The sequence below is a fragment of the Methylobacterium sp. 1973 genome, from assembly GCF_040545035.1.
Classification (GTDB): domain Bacteria; phylum Pseudomonadota; class Alphaproteobacteria; order Rhizobiales; family Beijerinckiaceae; genus Methylobacterium; species Methylobacterium fujisawaense.
In genome coordinates, this window is sequence record NZ_JBEPLA010000030.1 from 1 (window position 1) to 17,567 (window position 17,567).

At 69.4% G+C, this 17,567-nt stretch carries 20 protein-coding genes; 15 read left to right on the plus strand and 5 right to left on the minus strand.

Features of this window, described 5'->3' with window-relative positions; translation table 11 throughout:
- Nucleotides 1–197: 197 nt before the first annotated feature.
- The 7 genes from ABIC70_RS27930 to ABIC70_RS27960 all read left to right on the plus strand — a co-directional run bounded on the left by ABIC70_RS27930 (nt 198) and on the right by ABIC70_RS27960 (nt 5,699).
- On the plus strand, nt 198–995 hold the full coding sequence (locus tag ABIC70_RS27930; RefSeq protein ID WP_043357127.1) for an inositol monophosphatase family protein: 798 nt from the start codon (nt 198–200) through the stop codon (nt 993–995).
- A gap of 279 nt (nt 996–1,274) precedes the next feature.
- The gene (locus ABIC70_RS27935; RefSeq protein WP_043387545.1) at nt 1,275–1,820 is read left to right on the plus strand and encodes an adenine phosphoribosyltransferase; all 546 of its coding nucleotides are present in this window, start codon (nt 1,275–1,277) and stop codon (nt 1,818–1,820) included.
- 169 nt (nt 1,821–1,989) lie between these two features.
- A complete protein-coding gene (rpmH, locus tag ABIC70_RS27940) occupies nt 1,990–2,124 on the plus strand; it encodes a 50S ribosomal protein L34 (protein ID WP_007558110.1) in 135 nt (44 codons plus the stop codon).
- A gap of 79 nt (nt 2,125–2,203) precedes the next feature.
- Complete coding sequence (gene rnpA / locus ABIC70_RS27945; protein WP_342143149.1) at nt 2,204–2,806, plus strand: ribonuclease P protein component; 603 nt, start codon at nt 2,204–2,206, stop codon at nt 2,804–2,806.
- On the plus strand, nt 2,796–4,652 hold the full coding sequence (gene yidC / locus ABIC70_RS27950; protein ID WP_043758843.1) for a membrane protein insertase YidC: 1,857 nt from the start codon (nt 2,796–2,798) through the stop codon (nt 4,650–4,652). Before rnpA ends, yidC begins: the two co-directional genes overlap by 11 nt.
- A 13-nt stretch (nt 4,653–4,665) precedes the next feature.
- A complete protein-coding gene (gene yihA, locus ABIC70_RS27955; protein ID WP_043387550.1) occupies nt 4,666–5,319 on the plus strand; it encodes a ribosome biogenesis GTP-binding protein YihA/YsxC in 654 nt (217 codons plus the stop codon).
- Complete coding sequence (locus ABIC70_RS27960; RefSeq protein WP_075380732.1) at nt 5,316–5,699, plus strand: DUF423 domain-containing protein; 384 nt, start codon at nt 5,316–5,318, stop codon at nt 5,697–5,699. Before yihA ends, ABIC70_RS27960 begins: the two co-directional genes overlap by 4 nt.
- Here ABIC70_RS27960 and ABIC70_RS27965 read toward each other — a convergent pair.
- Both ABIC70_RS27965 and ABIC70_RS27970 read right to left on the minus strand, forming a co-directional pair.
- Nucleotides 5,696–6,373, minus strand: coding sequence for a metallophosphoesterase family protein (locus ABIC70_RS27965; RefSeq protein WP_043357445.1), 678 nt, complete (start codon nt 6,371–6,373; stop codon nt 5,696–5,698). The genes ABIC70_RS27960 and ABIC70_RS27965 overlap by 4 nt on opposite strands.
- Nucleotides 6,374–6,597: 224 nt before the next feature.
- A complete protein-coding gene (locus ABIC70_RS27970; RefSeq protein ID WP_043357447.1) occupies nt 6,598–7,092 on the minus strand; it encodes a pilus assembly protein N-terminal domain-containing protein in 495 nt (164 codons plus the stop codon).
- Between the two features lie 298 nt (nt 7,093–7,390).
- On the opposite strand from ABIC70_RS27970, the gene ABIC70_RS27975 reads away from it, so the two are divergent.
- The 3 genes from ABIC70_RS27975 to ABIC70_RS27985 all read left to right on the plus strand — a co-directional run bounded on the left by ABIC70_RS27975 (nt 7,391) and on the right by ABIC70_RS27985 (nt 9,102).
- Nucleotides 7,391–7,555: a Flp family type IVb pilin gene (locus ABIC70_RS27975; protein ID WP_012320434.1), complete on the plus strand. Its 165-nt coding sequence runs from the start codon at nt 7,391–7,393 to the stop codon at nt 7,553–7,555.
- A gap of 197 nt (nt 7,556–7,752) precedes the next feature.
- On the plus strand, nt 7,753–8,304 hold the full coding sequence (locus ABIC70_RS27980) for an A24 family peptidase (protein WP_051045115.1): 552 nt from the start codon (nt 7,753–7,755) through the stop codon (nt 8,302–8,304).
- Nucleotides 8,305–8,367: 63 nt separating this feature from the next.
- The gene (locus ABIC70_RS27985) at nt 8,368–9,102 is read left to right on the plus strand and encodes a M48 family metallopeptidase (protein WP_043387558.1); all 735 of its coding nucleotides are present in this window, start codon (nt 8,368–8,370) and stop codon (nt 9,100–9,102) included.
- A 31-nt stretch (nt 9,103–9,133) separates the two neighbouring features.
- Here ABIC70_RS27985 and ABIC70_RS27990 read toward each other — a convergent pair whose 3' ends face one another.
- Nucleotides 9,134–9,508, minus strand: coding sequence for a hypothetical protein (locus ABIC70_RS27990; protein WP_043387560.1), 375 nt, complete (start codon nt 9,506–9,508; stop codon nt 9,134–9,136).
- Nucleotides 9,509–9,691: 183 nt separating this feature from the next.
- On the opposite strand from ABIC70_RS27990, the gene ABIC70_RS27995 reads away from it, so the two are divergent.
- The 4 genes from ABIC70_RS27995 to ABIC70_RS28010 all read left to right on the plus strand — a co-directional run bounded on the left by ABIC70_RS27995 (nt 9,692) and on the right by ABIC70_RS28010 (nt 14,589).
- Entirely contained in the window at nt 9,692–10,237 is a 546-nt protein-coding gene (locus tag ABIC70_RS27995; protein WP_091995268.1) for an invasion associated locus B family protein, read from the plus strand.
- 23 nt (nt 10,238–10,260) lie between these two features.
- The gene (locus ABIC70_RS28000) at nt 10,261–10,935 is read left to right on the plus strand and encodes a hypothetical protein (RefSeq protein ID WP_354442346.1); all 675 of its coding nucleotides are present in this window, start codon (nt 10,261–10,263) and stop codon (nt 10,933–10,935) included.
- A 127-nt stretch (nt 10,936–11,062) separates the two neighbouring features.
- On the plus strand, nt 11,063–12,970 hold the full coding sequence (locus ABIC70_RS28005; protein ID WP_354442348.1) for a glycosyltransferase family 2 protein: 1,908 nt from the start codon (nt 11,063–11,065) through the stop codon (nt 12,968–12,970).
- A complete protein-coding gene (locus ABIC70_RS28010) occupies nt 12,967–14,589 on the plus strand; it encodes a glycosyltransferase (protein ID WP_354442350.1) in 1,623 nt (540 codons plus the stop codon). The genes ABIC70_RS28005 and ABIC70_RS28010 overlap by 4 nt, the downstream gene beginning before the upstream one ends.
- Nucleotides 14,590–14,595: 6 nt before the next feature.
- Here the strand turns inward: ABIC70_RS28010 and purC are convergent, their stop codons facing one another.
- Together purC and nth are read right to left on the minus strand one after the other, a co-directional pair.
- Nucleotides 14,596–15,390, minus strand: a complete 795-nt coding sequence (gene purC / locus ABIC70_RS28015; RefSeq protein WP_043350657.1) for a phosphoribosylaminoimidazolesuccinocarboxamide synthase — start codon at nt 15,388–15,390, stop codon at nt 14,596–14,598.
- Between the two features lie 230 nt (nt 15,391–15,620).
- The gene (gene nth / locus ABIC70_RS28020) at nt 15,621–16,334 is read right to left on the minus strand and encodes an endonuclease III (protein WP_051044780.1); all 714 of its coding nucleotides are present in this window, start codon (nt 16,332–16,334) and stop codon (nt 15,621–15,623) included.
- A 182-nt stretch (nt 16,335–16,516) separates the two neighbouring features.
- On the opposite strand from nth, the gene ABIC70_RS28025 reads away from it, so the two are divergent.
- Nucleotides 16,517–17,038: a DUF2244 domain-containing protein gene (locus tag ABIC70_RS28025; protein ID WP_043387564.1), complete on the plus strand. Its 522-nt coding sequence runs from the start codon at nt 16,517–16,519 to the stop codon at nt 17,036–17,038.
- Nucleotides 17,039–17,567 lie beyond the last annotated feature (529 nt).

The following is a 17,567-nucleotide window of genomic DNA, read 5'->3' on the forward strand; positions in this document are numbered from 1 at the left end:
CCGTCGGTCCGAGCACCCCGCTCAGCGCGCGCGTTGGGGGTTGGGTTGGGTGTGTGTGGCGGGCTGGGTGCGGGGGCCGGCGCCCCCCCCCCCCCCCCCCCCCCCGCCGCACGGCGCCCATGTCCTGCCCCCATCTCGTCTTTTCCGGCGCCGGGCTGTAACGACGGCGTCAATCCTCACCCGCGAAAAGTCCGACCATGATCTCCTCCCCGCTCATGACCGTGATGGTCGATGCCGTGCGCAAGGCCGCGCGCGGCCTGCGCCGCGACTTCGGCGAGGTCGAGAACCTGCAGGTCTCGCGGAAGGGCCCGGGTGACTTCGTCTCCGCGGCCGACCGCAAGGCCGAGGAGGTGCTGCGCGACGCCCTGATGAAGGCGCGCCCGGGCTACAGTCTCGTGCAGGAGGAGAACGGGATCATCGAGGGGACCGACAAAAGCCACACCTGGCACATCGACCCCCTCGACGGCACCTCGAACTTCCTGCACGGCGTGCCCCATTTCGCCGTCTCGGTCGGCCTCGAGCGCGAGGGCCAGATCGTCGCCGGTGTGATCTTCGACCCGATCAAGGACGAGCTGTTCGTCGCCGAGCGCGGGAAGGGGGCCTATCTCAACAACCGGCGCCTGCGCGTCTCCGGCCGTCAGGACATGGCCGACGCGCTGGTGGGCTACGGAACGCCCTATCTCGGTCGCGGCAGCCATCCGCGACTCCTGCGCGAGCTGGGCGCCGTCATGGCGGTGGCCGGCGGCACCCGCCGGATGGGATCGGCGGCTCTCGACATGGCCTATGTCGCCTGCGGGCGCCTCGACGCCTATTGGGAGCGCGATCTCCAGACCTACGATTTCGCCGCCGGCGTGATCCTGGTGCGCGAGGCGGGCGGCTTCGTGACCTCCGCGGATGGCGCCGCCGAGCCGCTCGCGCCCCGGTCGGTGGCCTGCGGCAACGAGGAGCTGCACCGGGAACTCGTCGCCATCCTCAAGAAGGTCCAGGCGGCCTAGCGGCCCGTCATCCCGGGACCGCGCCGCGGAGACCGGGATCGAGGCCCGCCGACGCGCCGCGTCTCGACGCCCGCGGCGATCAGGGATTGCCCGCCTCGGGCGGGCTTCCTCGGAGCCAAGCGCGCCCGCGGCGACCGGACCGCTCGCGCCGCGTGGGACGGTCGCCGGACCGCCGGGACGCACCGAATGCGGCCTGACCCGCCCGGCCTGCCGCCGGAAACTGGTCAGGACCGCAACCTTCTGCTTTAAGCCCGCGGTTCTCCACGGAAGGCCGAACGCATGGAAGCCCGCCGCCACGTCGCGCTGAAGGAATCGATCCGCTCGATTCCCGATTACCCGAAGCCCGGGATCATCTTTCGCGACATCACCACGCTGCTCAGCGACCCGCGCGCCTTCCGGCGGGCGGTGGACGCGCTGGTTCACCCCTATGCGGGCGGGCAGATCCACCAAGTGGCCGGCATCGAGGCCCGGGGCTTCATCCTGGGCGGGGCCATCGCCCATCAGCTCTCCTGCGGCTTCGTGCCGATCCGCAAGAAGGGCAAGCTGCCCCACACGACGGTTTCGATGGCCTACGCTCTCGAATACGGCACCGACGAGATCGAGATCCACGTCGACGCGGTCCGGCCCGGCGACAGGGTGCTCCTTGTCGACGATCTGATCGCCACCGGCGGCACCGCCACGGCGGCGGTGAACCTGCTTCAGAAGATCGGCGCCGAAATCGTGGCCGCCTGCTTCGTCATCGATCTGCCCGAGATCGGCGGGGCCCAGCGCCTGCGCGACATGGGCGTCGAGGTGCGGACCCTCATGCAGTTCGAGGGGCATTGAGCCCCGCCGAACGTTGACTTCGCGGGACCCATCCGCCATAAGCCCGCCACTCGCGACGTGGCGCCCCGCATGGGCGCCCTTCGTGTTTGCAGACAACCAAGGACGCGTGAAGGTCGGGTGCGGCATCAGCCGCCCGCGAGCGCGCCTCGACCTTTGAAGGCTCTGAGCCATGAAGAGAACCTACCAGCCGAGCAAGCTCGTCCGTAAGCGCCGCCACGGTTTCCGTGCGCGCATGGCCACCGCCGGCGGCCGCAAGGTGATCGCGCGCCGTCGCGCCCACGGCCGCAAGCGCCTGTCGGCCTGAGGCCGGATCCTCTCGGGCGCGGACGCCTTCGCGCATCCGCGCCGTGAGGCAAGTGGTATCGGCCGGGATCGAACCATCGATGGCGACGATCGAGCGGCTCAAGAAACGACCCGACTTCCTGGCTGCGGCCGAGGGGCGTCGCTTTCACACCGAGCGCATGACCGCGCAGGGGCGCCTCCGGAACCCGGAGGCCTGCCCCGGCCTCCGTCTCGGTTTCACCATCACGAAGCGCGTGGGTCACGCGACGGAGCGCAACCGCATCCGGCGCCGTCTCCGCGCCGCGTTGGGGCTGGTCGCGGCCGATCTGCCGGCCGAACTCGCGACCCTGCCGGCCGACATCGTACTGATCGCCCGGCGCCCCGCGCTGGACGCCCCCTTCGCGTCGCTGACCGAGGACCTGCGGCGTGCGATCCCGACGGTGACCCGGCCTGCGGCGCCCCGGAGCGACAGGCCGTCCGGCCGATCCGGCAACCGGCGGTCCAAGACCACTCCTCAAACCTCATCTCTCCAGCAGGAAGCGGGCGCCTCCGCGCAGCCCGCGCCCTCCGGCCGCGCCGACATCGGCCCGTCGCAGGGGTGCGACAGAGATCACCGAATCACCGGCGCGCGCAGGTCCCCCGGGGCCGGCGCCGGTCTTGATGCCACTCCGAACGCGTGCGGCGGTGTCCCTGATGGGCAATGACAAGACGAACATGTTCGTGGCCATCGGCCTGTCGCTGCTGGTGCTGCTCGGGTGGCAGTACTTCGTGGCCGGCCCGCGCATGGAGCAGCAGCGGCTGATCGAGGCCCAGAACAAGGCCGCGCAGCAACAGCAGCCCCCGGGCGTGACCCCGGACGGCGTGCCTTCGCCGTCCCCCAAGGAGGGCGGCCCGGCCGCGCCGGTGCCCGGCACGCTGCCCACGCCGCAAGGCGGCCCGGTCTCCCGCGAGGCGGCGCTCGCCCGCTCGCCGCGCATCCGGATCGAGACCCCGGCGCTGTCCGGCTCGATCGCCCTGAAGGGCGGCCGCGTCGACGACGTGTCGCTCAAGAACTACCACGAGACCGTCGACCCCAAGAGCCCCGAGATCGTGCTGTTCTCGCCGGCCGGCAGCGAGACGCCCTATTACGCCGAGTTCGGCTGGGTCGGCGCCAATGCCGGGCCGCTGCCCAACAACGACACCCTCTGGACCAGCGAGGGCAAGACGCTCCAGCCGGGCATGCCCGTGACCCTGACCTGGGACAACGGCGCCGGCCTCGTCTTCAAGCGGATCATCGCGGTCGACGACAAGTACATGTTCACGATCCGCGACGAGGTCGAGAACAAGGGCTCGGGTGCGATCACGCTCTACCCTTACAGCCTCGTCTCCCGCTGGGGTAAGCCGCACACCCAGGGCTATTACGTCCTGCACGAGGGCATGATCGGCTATCTCGGCAACGACGGCCTTCAGGAATTCACCTACGACAAGCTCGCCAAGGAGGGCGCCTACGGCGGCGCCAACACCAAGGGCAAGGCCTGGACCGGCGTGACCGGCGGCTTCGTGGGCATCACCGACAAGTACTGGGCGGCCGCCGCGATCCCCGATCAGGACACGCCGTATACCGGCGCCTTCACCGACCGGACCGACGGGACCACCAACGTCTATCAGGCGAGCGTGCGCGGCGACGCCGTGAACGTGGCGGCCGGCACCTCCGTCACCGCGACGCAGCGGCTGTTCGCGGGCGCCAAGGAAGTCAACGTCATCAACAACTACGAGAAGGACCTGGGCATCAAGCACTTCGATCTGATGATCGATTGGGGCTGGTTCTTCTTCATCACCAAGCCGATGTTCCGGGCGCTGGACTTCTTCTATCATCTGTTCGGCAATTTCGGCGTCTCGATCCTGGTTGTCACCTTCTGCCTGAAGCTGCTGTTCCTGCCGATCGCGAACCGGTCCTACGTCTCGATGGCCAAGATGAAGGCCGTGCAGCCGGAGATGGCCGCCATCCGCGAGCGCTACAAGGATGACCGTCTGAAGGCGCAGCAGGCCACGATGGAGCTTTACAAGAAGGAGAAGATCAATCCGGTCGCCGGCTGCTGGCCGGTGCTGATCCAGATCCCGGTCTTCTTCGCGCTCTACAAGGTGCTGTTCATCACCATCGAGATGCGGCACGCGCCGTTCTTCGGCTGGATCCACGACCTCGCGGCGCCGGATCCGACGAGCATCGTGAACCTGTTCGGACTGCTGCCCTTCCCGGCGCCCGACTTCGTCCACCTGGGCGTCTGGCCGCTGATCATGGGCGTGACGATGTTCGTCCAGATGAAGATGAATCCCGCGCCGCCGGACCCGGTCCAGGCGCAGATCTTCACCTTCATGCCGATCGTGTTCACCTTCATGCTGGGGTCGTTCCCCGCCGGCCTCGTGATCTACTGGGCCTGGAACAACACGCTGTCGGTGATCCAGCAGTACGTCATCATGCGCCGCAACGGCGTGAAGGTGGAGCTGTGGGACAACCTGCGATCGACGTTCCGGCGCGGCAACGGCACCAAGACGGCCGCCACTAAGAGCTGACAGGCAATGTGCCGTGACTGAAACCAACGACGATGCGGCCGACCTTCTTGAGGCCGGCCGCCTTCTCTTTGCCGGCGCGGCTGACTTCTACGCGGCTGCCCAGACGCTCGATCGGCTGCCGCCCATGGAGGGCGTGGAGATCGCCTTCGCGGGACGGTCGAACGTCGGCAAATCGAGCCTGATCAATGCCCTCACCGGGCGGAACACCCTGGCGCGGACCTCGCACACGCCCGGGCGCACGCAGCAGCTGAACTTCTTCCGGATCGGCGAGCGCCTATCCCTCGTCGACATGCCCGGCTACGGCTACGCCGCGGTCGAGAAGGCCAAGGTCGAGGCCTGGACGCGGCTGATCCATTCCTACCTGAAGGGGCGCGCCAGCCTCGCCCGCGTGTTCATGCTCATCGACGCCCGGCACGGCTTCAAGTCGATCGATACCGATGTGCTCGACGGCCTCGACAAGGCCGCGGTGAGCTATCAGGTCGTGCTGACCAAGGGGGATTCCCTCAAGAAGGGCGAGGTCGCGAGCCGCATTGCCGGGATCGAGGCCGGGCTTGCCAAGCGTCCGGCTGCCTATCCGCAGGTGATCCTCACCTCCAGTCGGGACGATTCCGGCGTGCCGGAGCTGCGTGCGGCCATCGCCAGGCTCCTCGTGGAGCGCGGCGCGTGAGTGTTGCGGGTGTCGATCGTGCGCTCGCGGCGCTCGCCTGCCTCGCCGGCCTGCTCGGTGTGGCGTTGAGCGCCGCCGCCGCGCACATCCCCGGCGCCGATTCGCTGAAGACGGCGGCGCAGTTCCTGCTGTTCCACGCCCCCGCCATTCTGGCGCTCATCGGCTTCGGCACCGCCGGCCTTGCCCGGATCGGGCTTGCCCGGACGGCTTCGGGGCTCCTGGTCCTCGGTCTGATCCTGTTCTGCGGCGACCTCTCGGTGCGCACGTGGCTCCAGCGCCCGCTCTTTCCGATGGCTGCGCCCACCGGCGGCGTCGTCCTGATGGGCGGCTGGCTCGTCGGGATCCTGTGCGCCCTCGTTCCCGTGCGTCGAACCGTCTAGGCCGGCGCCCGGACCTGCAGGAAATGCAGCGCCGGGCCCTGCGCGGCGGAGAAGACGCCTGCCGTGAGGGCTCCCCCGTAGACCGCTGCGGTGTCGAGGTTCGTGCGGAACCGGCGGATTTCGGGCCGTCCGTTGCGCTGGGGGGTATGGCCATGGACCACGTGGCGGCCGAAATCGTGGTCGCCCTCCAGGAACGGCTCGCGGATCCAGAGCCGATTGTGATCGTCCGGATCCGGGATCGCCGCGCCGGGCCGGAAACCGGCATGGACGTACCAGCGGGCGTCATCCCCATGCAGGGTGGGGAGACCTTCGAGCCAGTCGAGGGTGTCGCGTGGCAGATCGCCCGCCTCCCGGGCGCCGAAGGAGGCGAGCGTCGCCTCCCCGCCGTTGTAGAGCCAGTGTTCCGCGGCCTGAGGGGTCTGCAGCGCATCGAGCAGCATCCGCTCGTGATTGCCCATCAGGCAGATGACATGCTCGGGCTCGGCCCAATTCAGCCGGCTCACGGTGCGGAGAACCGCGGCGCTGTCCGGCCCGCGGTCGATATAATCCCCGAGGAAGACGAGGCGGCGGCCGCGGTCGGCGGCATGGTCGGCGATCCGCTCCAACAGCGCATCGAGGAGGTCGGCGCAGCCGTGGATGTCGCCGATGACATAGGTGAGCGGACCGGATTCCATCGCGCCATCGTCCACCGGGCCGTCCCGCTCCGCAAGGGTACATGATCGGGACGGGCTGCTCCCCGTCGCCGGGTCAGCCTCAGCGCGTGGCGATGGTCAGCAAGGCCGTCGCCGACCAGAGCGGCGCTGAGGGGCGCCCCCGCATCGACGGCGGGTGGCGATGTGGTGCCCGCGACATCGGCCGCGACGTCACCCGGGCGTCTTGGCTCCCGGATCCGGTTCGATCAGTGATCGGCCGCCGGAACTGTTCCGGCGCCGCCGCCGGTCGCAAGCTTGCGGCGCGCGTCGGCCTGCCCGCTGGTCGTGCCGAAATAGCTCGCCGAGTCGCCGAGCTGTACCGACGGTTGGCAACTCGGCGTGCAGGACAGGGATTCCCGGTCGAGACCGCGCTGGACCGTGATGGTCGAGTCCCGCGACGCCTCGACCCGGATGGTCGTCTCGGCGATCATGGCGCCGCCGTTGTCGAGGGCGATGAGATTGGTCGATCCGAAGCTCTTGCCGGTGAGCACGAGGACGCCGTTCTTCTGCGGCGTCACCTCGGCGATGATCGGATTCCCGACGATGATGGTCGAGGTCTTCTCCGGCAGGCGGAGGACCTTGGCATTGTCCACCAGAACGGTCACGACCGGCAGCAGCTCGGGCTGACCCGCCACGGCTGTGGCGCCCGTCATCAGGACGATGAGGCCGGCTCGGCCCGCAATCGACAGGGTGCGGCGCATCGGGTTTCCTCAAGACGACGGGTAGCGGACGAGATCCGACCCGAAGCCCGAGGCTATCGCGGGATGGGTGAAGGAAGCGCTAAGCAAGACCAAGAGTCCGCGCACTGCCGTATCGAAGAAACCCAACCTTCACCAATCTCGCAACGAGACGGCATTTTACGACGCTCCGGGATCGATTTAACCGATTTTCAAGGCGAAATCGCCAGTCTGTGCAGGCCGCCGATCGAGACAAGAAAAATCTTCATCGGTCATCGCGCAAGTTTTGCCTCGCTCTATGTTGATCGAAGGATCGCTCTCCATGAAGACCCTGTTCACGCGCTTCGCCTCGGACGAGTCCGGTGCCACCGCGATCGAGTACGGCATGATCGCGGCCCTGATCGCCGTCGCCATCATCACCGCGCTGAAGACCGTTGGCACCAGCCTCACCAGCAAGTTCAGCCAGATCTCCGGCAACCTGAACTAAGCGAGACGGCTCTGATCTGCGGCAGGTGCGAGACACCCCGGCTCTCGGCGAGAGACCGGGGGCTCGGCCGGCCGGGATCGTTCTCGTTCGCGGCGGCACAGGCCGTCTGGTAATGCGCGGATCCATTCCGGCCGACGGATGGCCGGGTCGGATCGTTGGCCGGTGATGCGACAGGTTTCGACGAAATGGGCGCCGAGATGGTCGGTTCAGCGACGGCAAGCCTCGGCCTGACAGGTCTAGGCCCGGCCGGATTCGGCCTGTTGATCCTCTTCCCGTTCCTGATGGCGTACGCAGCCGCCAGCGATCTTCTGACCATGCTGATCCCGAACCGGATCTCCCTCGGCCTCGTGGCGGGGTTCGCGCTCCTCGCCCTGACGGGCCCGATGAGCTGGGCCGAGATCGGCTTCCATTGCGCGGCCGGCGCGGTCGTTCTGCTCGTCACCTTCGCGCTCTTCGCCTTCGGTGTCATCGGCGGCGGCGATGCCAAGCTCGCGGCCGCCACGGCCCTGTGGCTCGGCTTCGATGGACTCGGCGATTACCTGCTGGTGGCGTCACTGTTCGGCGGTGCCCTGACGCTGGGGATCCTGTTCGCGCGGACGCATCCGCTGCCCGTCCGGATTGCGCGCATGCCGTTCGCACTGCATCTGCACGACGCCAAGACCGGGATCCCGTACGGGATCGCCCTGGCGGCGGCCGCTCTCCTCGTCCTGCCCGACACCGATGTCTGGACCCGGGCCCTCGCTGGCTGAAGTCGTGGCGCTTCGGGCCGGCGGGATCTGGAGCCGCGCGTCCGGCCCAGCTAGAAGTCGCGCATGCCCTTCGCGCTGCTGCGTCGCCCCGATCCCGATCATCTTGAGGTCCAGCACGAGGGGGCCAGTTTCCGCGTTGCCCTCCGGCGGCGGGAGACCGCGCGCCGCATCACTCTCCGGGTCTCGGCCGCCACCGGCGAGGCGGTGATCACCCTTCCGAGCCGCACCGCCGTCAACACCGCCCAGCGCTTCGCTGCGAGCCATGCGGGCTGGATCGCAACGCGTCTGGCCCGTGTGCCGGCTCGCGTGGCCTTCGAGCCTGAGTCCAGCCTGCCGCTCCGCGGCGAGCCTCACCGGATCCTCCAGCGCGGCACCCGCAGCGGTCCGGTACGGGTCGAGTGCGTCGCCGGAGAGCCGGCCATCTCGGTGTCCTGCGACGCAGCCCATGTGGCGCGCCGAATCCGCGACTTCCTGGCCCGTGAGGCGAAGCACGACCTCGCCGAGGCGATCGAGCGTTATGCGGTGCAACTCGGGCAGAGGCCGGTCCGCGTCACCCTGCGCGACACCCGCAGCCGCTGGGGCTCCTGCACGGCCCGCGGCGAGCTGAACTTCTCATGGCGCCTGATTCTCGCGCCGCCGATGGTGCTCGACTATCTGGTCGCTCACGAAATGGCCCACCTGCGCGAGATGAACCATTCCCCACGCTTCTGGGCTCTCGTGCACGCCCTCTGTCCGAACACCGACGCCGCCGAAGCGTGGCTCAAGCGCCACGGCACCGGCCTGCATCGATACGGCTGATCCGCCGACCGGAGAGACGGCGTGACCCGCGTCAGCCCTTGGCGCGCAGGACGCGCTGGCGCGCCACGGCGTCGGCCGGCCAGCTCGGGCGGGGATCGACCTCGCCGGGACTGAGGGTACGCGGCGCGACGCTGTCGCACACCTCCCGCTGGCGGATGATCACCGGGTTGCCGAACTCGTCACGCCGCCGGATGAGACCACCGTCCCGGCAATAGCCGGCGATCGCGGCATGTCCGTTGCGGCGGCCATACGGGTTCGCCGCCACCGGCGGATGCTCGATCACCAGCGTGTCGGTGTGATTGAGCGAGCGCTCGATGTAGGTGGTCTCCCCGACCGGCAGGGACTGGGCCCCCGCCTGCGCGAGGGTGGCCATCAAGCAGGCGGCCGAGAGAGTGAGCAGGCGCATCACGGCGGGATCCGGCGCAGGAGGAGTGTTCGATCACAATCTAGGCCGCAGACACCCGCGCGGGTAGCGCCGACGCGCAACACCGCGACCGCATCGCTTGACAGCGCGGGCCGGACCATGGTCGGAACACGCCCGATTGTACGGCTCCCGCCGGTCCTCGGCCGGAGCGTTCCGAAGGGATCGGTGGTGCCGCTTCACGCGAGGCTCGTTCGTTTCCGGCGCGCCGTCCGGCGCGCCGCGCTGCCGGTTTTCCTCGCCCTCGTGGCGGCCGCGCTCGTGCCCGCCGGGCCGGCCGCGGCCCAGGGTATGGTGCGCAAGACCTTCGAGGATTGGCAATTGCGCTGCGAGACGCCGGCCGGCGCGAAGGCCGAGCAATGTGCCCTCGTCCAGTATCTCGCCGCCGAGGACCGGCCGAATCTGACCCTGGTGGTGATCGTCCTGAAGACGGCCGACAACCGCGGCTACCTTCTGCGGGTGGTGGCGCCGCTGGGCGTCCTCCTGCCTTCCGGCCTCGGCCTCAAGATCGACCAGACCGATATCGGCCGCGCGGGCTTCGTCCGCTGTCTCACCACTGGGTGCGTGGCCGAGGTCGTGATGGATGACGGTCTGATCCGCCAGTTCAAGAACGGCACGCAAGCCACCTTCATCGTGTTCCAGACGCCCGAGGAAGGCGTCGGGATCCCGCTGTCGATGAAGGGCTTCGCGGCCGGATTCGATAGCCTGAAATGACGGTGCCGCTCGGGAGCCGTGCGATGATCGGACTTCAAGACAGGACTCCGACGCGGTCCCCGGGCGTCTCCCGGCTGTCGAACGCCCTGCTCCGGCGGGGCGGTCTCGTGCTTGCCCTGTCCCTCGCCGCTGCGGCTCCGTGCCGGGCCGAGGAGGGGAACATCTTCTCCAACCTGTTCAAGTACGGAGGCACGACGGTGCCGCCGTCGCAGCCCGAAACCCTCGATCCGCCCTATTGCCCTCCGGTGGAGGTCGTCGAGGGTGCCGCCGCCTCGCGAACCCTTGCGGGCGATACGGTGCGCACCCAGTACGCCCTCGCTCGGCTTGCCCGCGAATGCACGCGGCGTCAGGACGGCTCGATCACCGTCAAGGTGGGCGCGGAGGTCAACGTGCTGCTCGGGCCGGCCGGCGCGCCGGGCCGGTTCGATGTGCCGGTGACGTTCCAGATCCGCTACAACGGCAAGGTCGTCTCAAGCCGCGCCGAGCGGGTCAGCGTCACGGTCGGACCGGGTGAGGCCCAGGGCTTCGCCACGGTCGTCGCCGATGATCTGCAGGTTCCTGCCGCGATGACGGCCGAGTATGACATCGCGGTGGGTGTCGGCGCCGGCAAGGGGGCCGGGAAGGCCGCTGCGAAGCCGCGCCGCCGGAAACCGGCGGTCGCCGCAGCACCCGCCGGCGGAGGCGACGCTGCCCAGTGACGCCGCGGCACGCTTCGGCGATCCGAACCGACTGATTGCGAAGACCGGTCACGGCGAGATCTGCCTCGGCCGGGCGACACGGTTTCGCCTCGAACCGGTAGCCGATCCCGAATACGACCGCCGCCTCGTGCTCCCCGATCATCCTGTCGGCTGGATCGTACTGAGCTACAGCGGCGATCCCGCGGCGCCACCCCGGCGCCCGATCCTCCGCGTCCTGCGGGGTCCGGACGATGCCGTTCAGGATTTCGTCCTGCCGGGCGCCTCTCAGGGACTCGCCCACTGGCTGGGGTTGATCCCCTCGGATGCGCGCGAGATCCGCCTCTCGGCCGGTGCCGACTTTGCTCTGGAGCGGGTCGGTGCCCGGCACGAGGCCGGCCTGCTCGCACAATGTCTCCTCCGCCGGCCCTGGCGCTGCCTCGCCGCGCTCTACGAGCGCGCCCGCGGCTCGGACCGGCGCTACCGGGACATCCTGCGCGGCACCTGCGCGGTAACGCCGATGGTCCGCTTCCCGTCCTGGGCCGCCGCCCGGACCCGGCCCGCCGGCCTTCCACCCTCCGCGCTGCGGATCGGCTGTCTCCTGCTCGCGCGACCCGGCGAGGCGGCGGTGCTGGGCGCCGCGCGCGACGCGCTGGCCGCGCAGACGCACCAGCCAGAGTGGGTCTCGGTCGCATGGTCGGGCGCGCCGCCTCCATCGGAGGACGGGCCCGTGTCTCACCGTGCCTGGGACGATGCTGCCGGCTTCGACGATCTTCTCCGCGATGCGGACGCCCTGTGCCTGCTACGCCCCGGCGACGTCCTGGAGCCCGAGGCCCTGGCGCTGCTGGCCCCCACCCTCTTGGACGCGGACATCGCCTACGGCGACGCGATCGGCCCCGACGGTCGCCCGCAGCTGAAGCCGGACTGGAGCCCGGATCTTGCCCTGGCGACGGGCTATCCGGGATTTCCCCTGCTCCTGTCGAAGACGTGGCTCTCTGCAAGTCCGGGGCGCCCCGTCGGCCCGATGGAGGAGATCGGTTTGGCCATCGCGGCCGCCGCGACGACCCGCGCCGCGCGGGTGGCGCATGTCCCGCGGATTCTCGCCCGCACCGTCGGCGACGGGCTCGACGCGTCCGCCCGGGCGGCAGCCCTCGACGCGCGTCGATCCGGGTGGCCTTCGCTCCGTGCCGAGATCCACGACGGCGCCGTTCACCTGAAATGGCCGCTTCCGGATCCGGCGCCGCTGGTGAGCATCGTGATTCCCTCGCGCGACCGCCTGGACCTGATCACCCGCGTCTGCCGCGGCGTGCTCCACGAGACCGCCTATGCGGCGATCGAGCTGATCATCGTCGACAACGGTTCCACCGATCCCGCGGTGCTCGATCACTACGCAAGCCTGCGCGACGATCCGCGCGTGCGGATCCTCATGGACCCTCAACCCTTCAATTTCGCCGCGATGGTCAATGCCGGCGTCGGCGCGGCGTCGGGCGCGATCGTCGTGCTCCTGAACAACGATGTCGCCGTCCTGGAGCCCGGCTGGCTGGAAGCCATGGTCCGGCAGGCCTGCCGGCCGGATGTCGGCGCCGTCGGGGCAAAGCTTCTCTACGGCGACGGCACACTGCAGCATGCCGGCGTCGTCGTCGGCCTCGGCGGTCGGGCGGGCCATATCCTGCGCCGCCGGCCCGGGGACACGCCGGGCCATCTCGGCCGGCTGCGTGTGGCGCACGAGGTCTCGGCGGTGACGGCCGCCTGCCTCGCCGTCGCGCGCGACAAGTATCTGGCGGTGGGGGGCTTCGACGCCGAGTCCTTCCCGGTCGATTTCAACGACGTGGATTTCTGCCTGCGCCTCGGGGCCGCCGGCTGGAAGACGATCTGGACGCCGGCCGCGACCCTGGCCCATCTCGAATCCGTCAGCCGCGGTCCCTCCGTCGGTGCCAAGCGCACGCGCTTCGAGCAGGAGGCGGCCCGCTTCTCCGAGCGCTGGCGCGCCGTGATCCGGCACGATCCGTTCTACCATCCCGCCCTGTCGGTCACGACCTTCGGCGAGGACTTGGAATGACGCCGTCGGACGGGGCATCGGGCCGTGAAGGCGGCCCGTATCACGGATCGCCGCGCCGCTCCTGGCGCACGCTTTTGGGGACAGCCCGCCAGATCCTCGTTCACCCCCGGGCCGCGGCTGCCATCGTGCGGGCGCGCCTGATGGGGAAGCGCCTGCGGGCCCGGCAAGCGCTCGCGGCCTTGATCGGAATCGACCACCGGCTTTCGCTGCCGCCCGCGATTCTCGACCGCTTCCCGCCGGCGCCGGCCGGTCCGGGGGACGCAATCCGTCTGATCGGTGACGGCATCCTCGTGACCGGCGCACCCGAGCGGATCGCCGCCCGCTTCGCCGCGGAGCCCGACCTTCAAGCCCTCTATGGCGATGCCCTCGTACAGGAGCGGATCGGCGGTGTGGTGGTGCCGCTTCTGCCACCGGTCTTCGACGCCGACCGGCTCGTGGCGTTCGATTATCTCGGGCCCGTGTTGGCCTGCCGCGGCAGCGCCCTTGACCCGGCCGCCGCGCCCCGAAGCCCGGCTGAGGCCGCGTTCCGGATTGCCGAGCGCTTCGGCCCGGGCGCGATCGGCCATATCCCGGAGCTTCTGTCCGTGCGGCGCGCCGGACGCCCGGTCCCGCCGCCGGAAGGCGCGGAGGGCCCCGCGTCCCATCACGCGATCGTGCGGGAGCACCTGGACCGAACGGGGCGGTCGGCCGTCCGGGTCGCGGTGGGGCCCGACAGCCTCGTCCAGGTCGAACATCCCCTTCCCGAGACCTGGCCTCTGGCCAGCCTGATCGTGCCGACCCGCGATCGCCTGGATCTCCTGCGCCCCTGTCTCGAAAGCCTGCGGTCTTGCACCGACTGGCCGTCGATCGAGATCCTGGTCTGCGACAACGACAGTCGCGAGCCGGAGACTCTCGCCTTTCTGCGCGCTTTCGAAGGGGAGGGGAGGGGGCATGTCGTGCCCTGTCCCGGGCCGTTCAACTTCGCCGCCATGAACAACGCGGCCGCGGCCCGCGCCCGCGGCCGGCTCTTGGTCTTCGTCAACAACGACGTCGAGGCGTTCCGGCCCGACTGGCTGTCTCGGATGGCCCGTGAGGCCCTTCGACCGGATGTCGGCGCCGTCGGCGCCAAGCTCCTCGACGGCGAGGGACGGATTCAGCACGGCGGCATCGTGCTCGGGACCGGCGGCCTTGTCACCCACGGGCACCGCCACTTCCCGGGGGACGCGTCCGGCTATCTGGCGGCGTTGCGCGTCACGCACGCGGTCTCCGCGGTCACGGCCGCCTGCCTGGCGGTCGAAGCGGACAAGTTCCGGGCGGTCGGCGGCTTCGACGAGGCGGTCTTCGCGGTGGACTTCAACGATGTCGATCTCTGCCTGCGCCTCAACGCGGACGGCTATCGCACGCTGCTGGTCCCCGGAGCGGTTCTGCACCACCGAGAGGCGGCGAGTCGCCGCTGGACTCCGGAGGCCCGCGCCCGCCACCAGCGCGAGATCGCGGCGCTGAAGAAGCGATGGGGGCCGCTACTGGTGCAGGACCCCCATTATCACCCGGGCTTCGATCCGGACCTCTCGACCCACGCCCGGCTGCGGCCGGGCTTTCCGGAGGCGGGGCCGACGCACCTGCGCCGCCCACCCGCCTGAACGCGCTTACTGGACGAGGCGCGGGCCGCTGCCCTGGACCTTCTCGTTCTCCGACATGATCCCAAGCCGCTTGGCGACTTCGGTGTAGGCCTCGATCAGGCCGCCGAGATCCTTGCGGAACCGGTCCTTGTCGAGCTTGTCGGAGGACTTGATGTCCCAGAGCCTGCAGGAATCCGGGGAGATCTCGTCAGCGACCACGATGCGCATCATGTCGCCTTCCCAGAGGCGGCCGGTCTCCATCTTGAAGTCGACCAGTCGGATGCCGACGCCGAGGAAGAGGCCCGACAGGAAGTCGTTGACGCGGATCGCCAGCGCCATGATGTCGTCGATCTCCTGGGGCGTCGCCCAACCGAAGGCCGTGATGTGCTCCTCGGAGACCATTGGGTCGTTCAGCGCGTCGTTCTTGTAATAGAACTCGATGATCGAGCGCGGCAGCTGGGTGCCTTCCTCCAGGCCCAGCCGGGTCGCCAGCGAGCCGGCCGCGACGTTGCGCACCACGACCTCGAGGGGGATGATCTCGACCTCGCGGATCAGCTGCTCGCGCATGTTGAGCCGGCGGATGAAATGCGTCGGCACGCCGATGTCGTTGAGGTGCTGGAAGACGAACTCGGAGATCCGGTTGTTCAGGACGCCCTTGCCGTCGATGACCTCGTGCTTCTTCGCGTTGAAGGCCGTCGCGTCATCCTTGAAGTGCTGAATGAGCGTGCCGGGCTCCGGCCCCTCGTAGAGGACCTTCGCCTTGCCCTCGTAGATGCGACGGCGGCGGTTCATAGGCGTGTACCGTGGTTTGAGGAAGTCCATGGGCCGAGGCTCCTGATGCGCGACGATTGGGAGGAATCCGCGGCGCGGCGACCGGACGCGAGGTCGGGCCGCCGGACGGCCTCTGCCCAAGGGCCCCGGCGACCGGCCGCCAAACTAGCGGAAGCGGGCTTCCAGCACAACGCGTTAGCCTGCAGGGCGGGATTGCGGAGGGCGCTCCGGACGTAGCCGGAACGCGGTTCGCGGTCGCGCCGCCGCCCAGGATCCACCGGTCAGGCGGACGTCTTGGACGGGTAGCGGCAGAGGTCCGCGATGAGGCAGCGCGGGCATTCGGGCTTGCGCGCCTTGCAGGTGTAGCGGCCGTGCAGGATCAGCCAATGATGGGCGTGCCGGCGGTAGGGTTCCGGCACCAGCGCCTCGAGACCGGCCTGGACCTTATCGGTGGTCGAGCCGACGAAGAGGGGGATCCGGTTCGAGACCCGGAAGATATGGGTATCGACGGCGATCCGCGGAACCCCGAAGGCGATATTCAGGACGACGCTCGCGGTCTTGGCGCCGACGCCGGGCAGCACCTGCAGGGCCTCCAGGCTCGCCGGCACCGTGCCACCGTGCTGCTCCACGAGGATGCGCGAGAGGGCGACGACGTTCTTCGCCTTGGTGTTGAACAGCCCGATCGTCCGGACGAAATCGCGGACCCGGTCCTCGCCCAATGCCAGCATGGCCTCGGGTGTGTCGGCGACCGCGAAGAGCGGCCCTGTGGCGAGGTTGACCCCACGGTCCGTCGCCTGGGCCGAAAGCACGACGGCGACCAGAAGGGTGAACGGATTGACGTAGTGGAGCTCGCCCTTCGGCTCCGGCTCCGCCGCGTGGAAGCGGCGGAAGATCTCGGCGAGGGTGGCGGCATCGACCGCCTCGGGGGCGGTGTCGCCATGCCCCGAGCGTGCCGTCCCGATCGGACCGCCGCGGCGGACCGCGGCCGCGCTCATCAGCGCGCTCTTCGAGACGACCGGATCCGCTTTCCTGGAATCGCCCTTGGAATCGCCCTTGGATGTGCGCTTTGGCGCGGCCCGGGACGGCACCGTCGCCCGGATTGCGGCATCGCCACCGGAGCGATCCGTCACGGGAGTGGGAGTCTTTCTGGCGGACATCGGCGCGTTATATGGATCGCATGGCGAGCGGCAATCCTTCCGTCCATCCCTATGGGCTCGATCCGGACACGATCGACCGGCCCGTCTTCACCGCGACGATCCGGCCCCATCAATCCTTGAGCCGGCTCGGCTTCCGGGTGGTCATGACGGGCTGCTGTGCGGTCTCGCTCGTCGTCTCGATCTGGGCCTGGCGCATGGGTTTCTGGCCGGTGGCAGGGTTCTTCGGCCTCGACATGCTGGCGATCTACGCGGCCCTGAAAGTCAGCTTCCGCCGCGGGCGCTCCTTCGAGGAGGTCATGATCTCGCAGATCGAGATCCTGCTCGCCCGGGTGAGCCATCGGGGCGAGCGGCGCGAGTGGCGGTTCAATCCGCTCTGGACCAAGATCGAGACAGTGGAGGATGACGAGTACGGGCTTCAGCGCCTGACCCTGGTCTCACGTCGGCAGCAGGCGCTCGTGGCCCGGGATGCGGGGCCGGACGAGCGGGCCCGGATCGCGCAGGGTCTCAGCGCGGCGCTCGCCCAGGTGAAGAAGGGCTACTGACCCAACCGCCGACGCCATGCGCATCGCGCACGAGACAAGCGAGCCACCGCCGGGAGGCGCGCGCATAAATATCGATCGCGTGTGTGACGGGGTGTTGACGGCCCGAACCCGAGGGCCTATACCCCGGCTCATCGGCGCCGGCCGCGGAAGTGGACCGGGCGCTGAGGCATCTTCTGACAAGCGGCGGGATTGGCCGGCAGGTTTAGCCGGGCGGTCTTCTGTTTTCTGCGAGATGCCGGCTCTGCGGCGGGCCGCTACGGCGGTTTCGAGGCGGGGTTGACAGGAGGATCGGCGGGCTCTAGACGCCCTCCACCGCTGAGGCGGACCACTGAATAGTCGGTCCGGTATCACGGTTCCTCCAGTCGAGCAAGGGTCCCTCGGGCGTCAGCCCGGACGGTCTGTTGCCGGCGCGGGCTTCGGGTGACCGGTGCCGCTCTTTGACAAGTTGGAATTGAGGAAGGGAGACGCGGGCGGCGTTTGTCCTTGCGGCCAGGCCTTAGGGTCTGGCGTGAGAGACTTGTGCCGATCT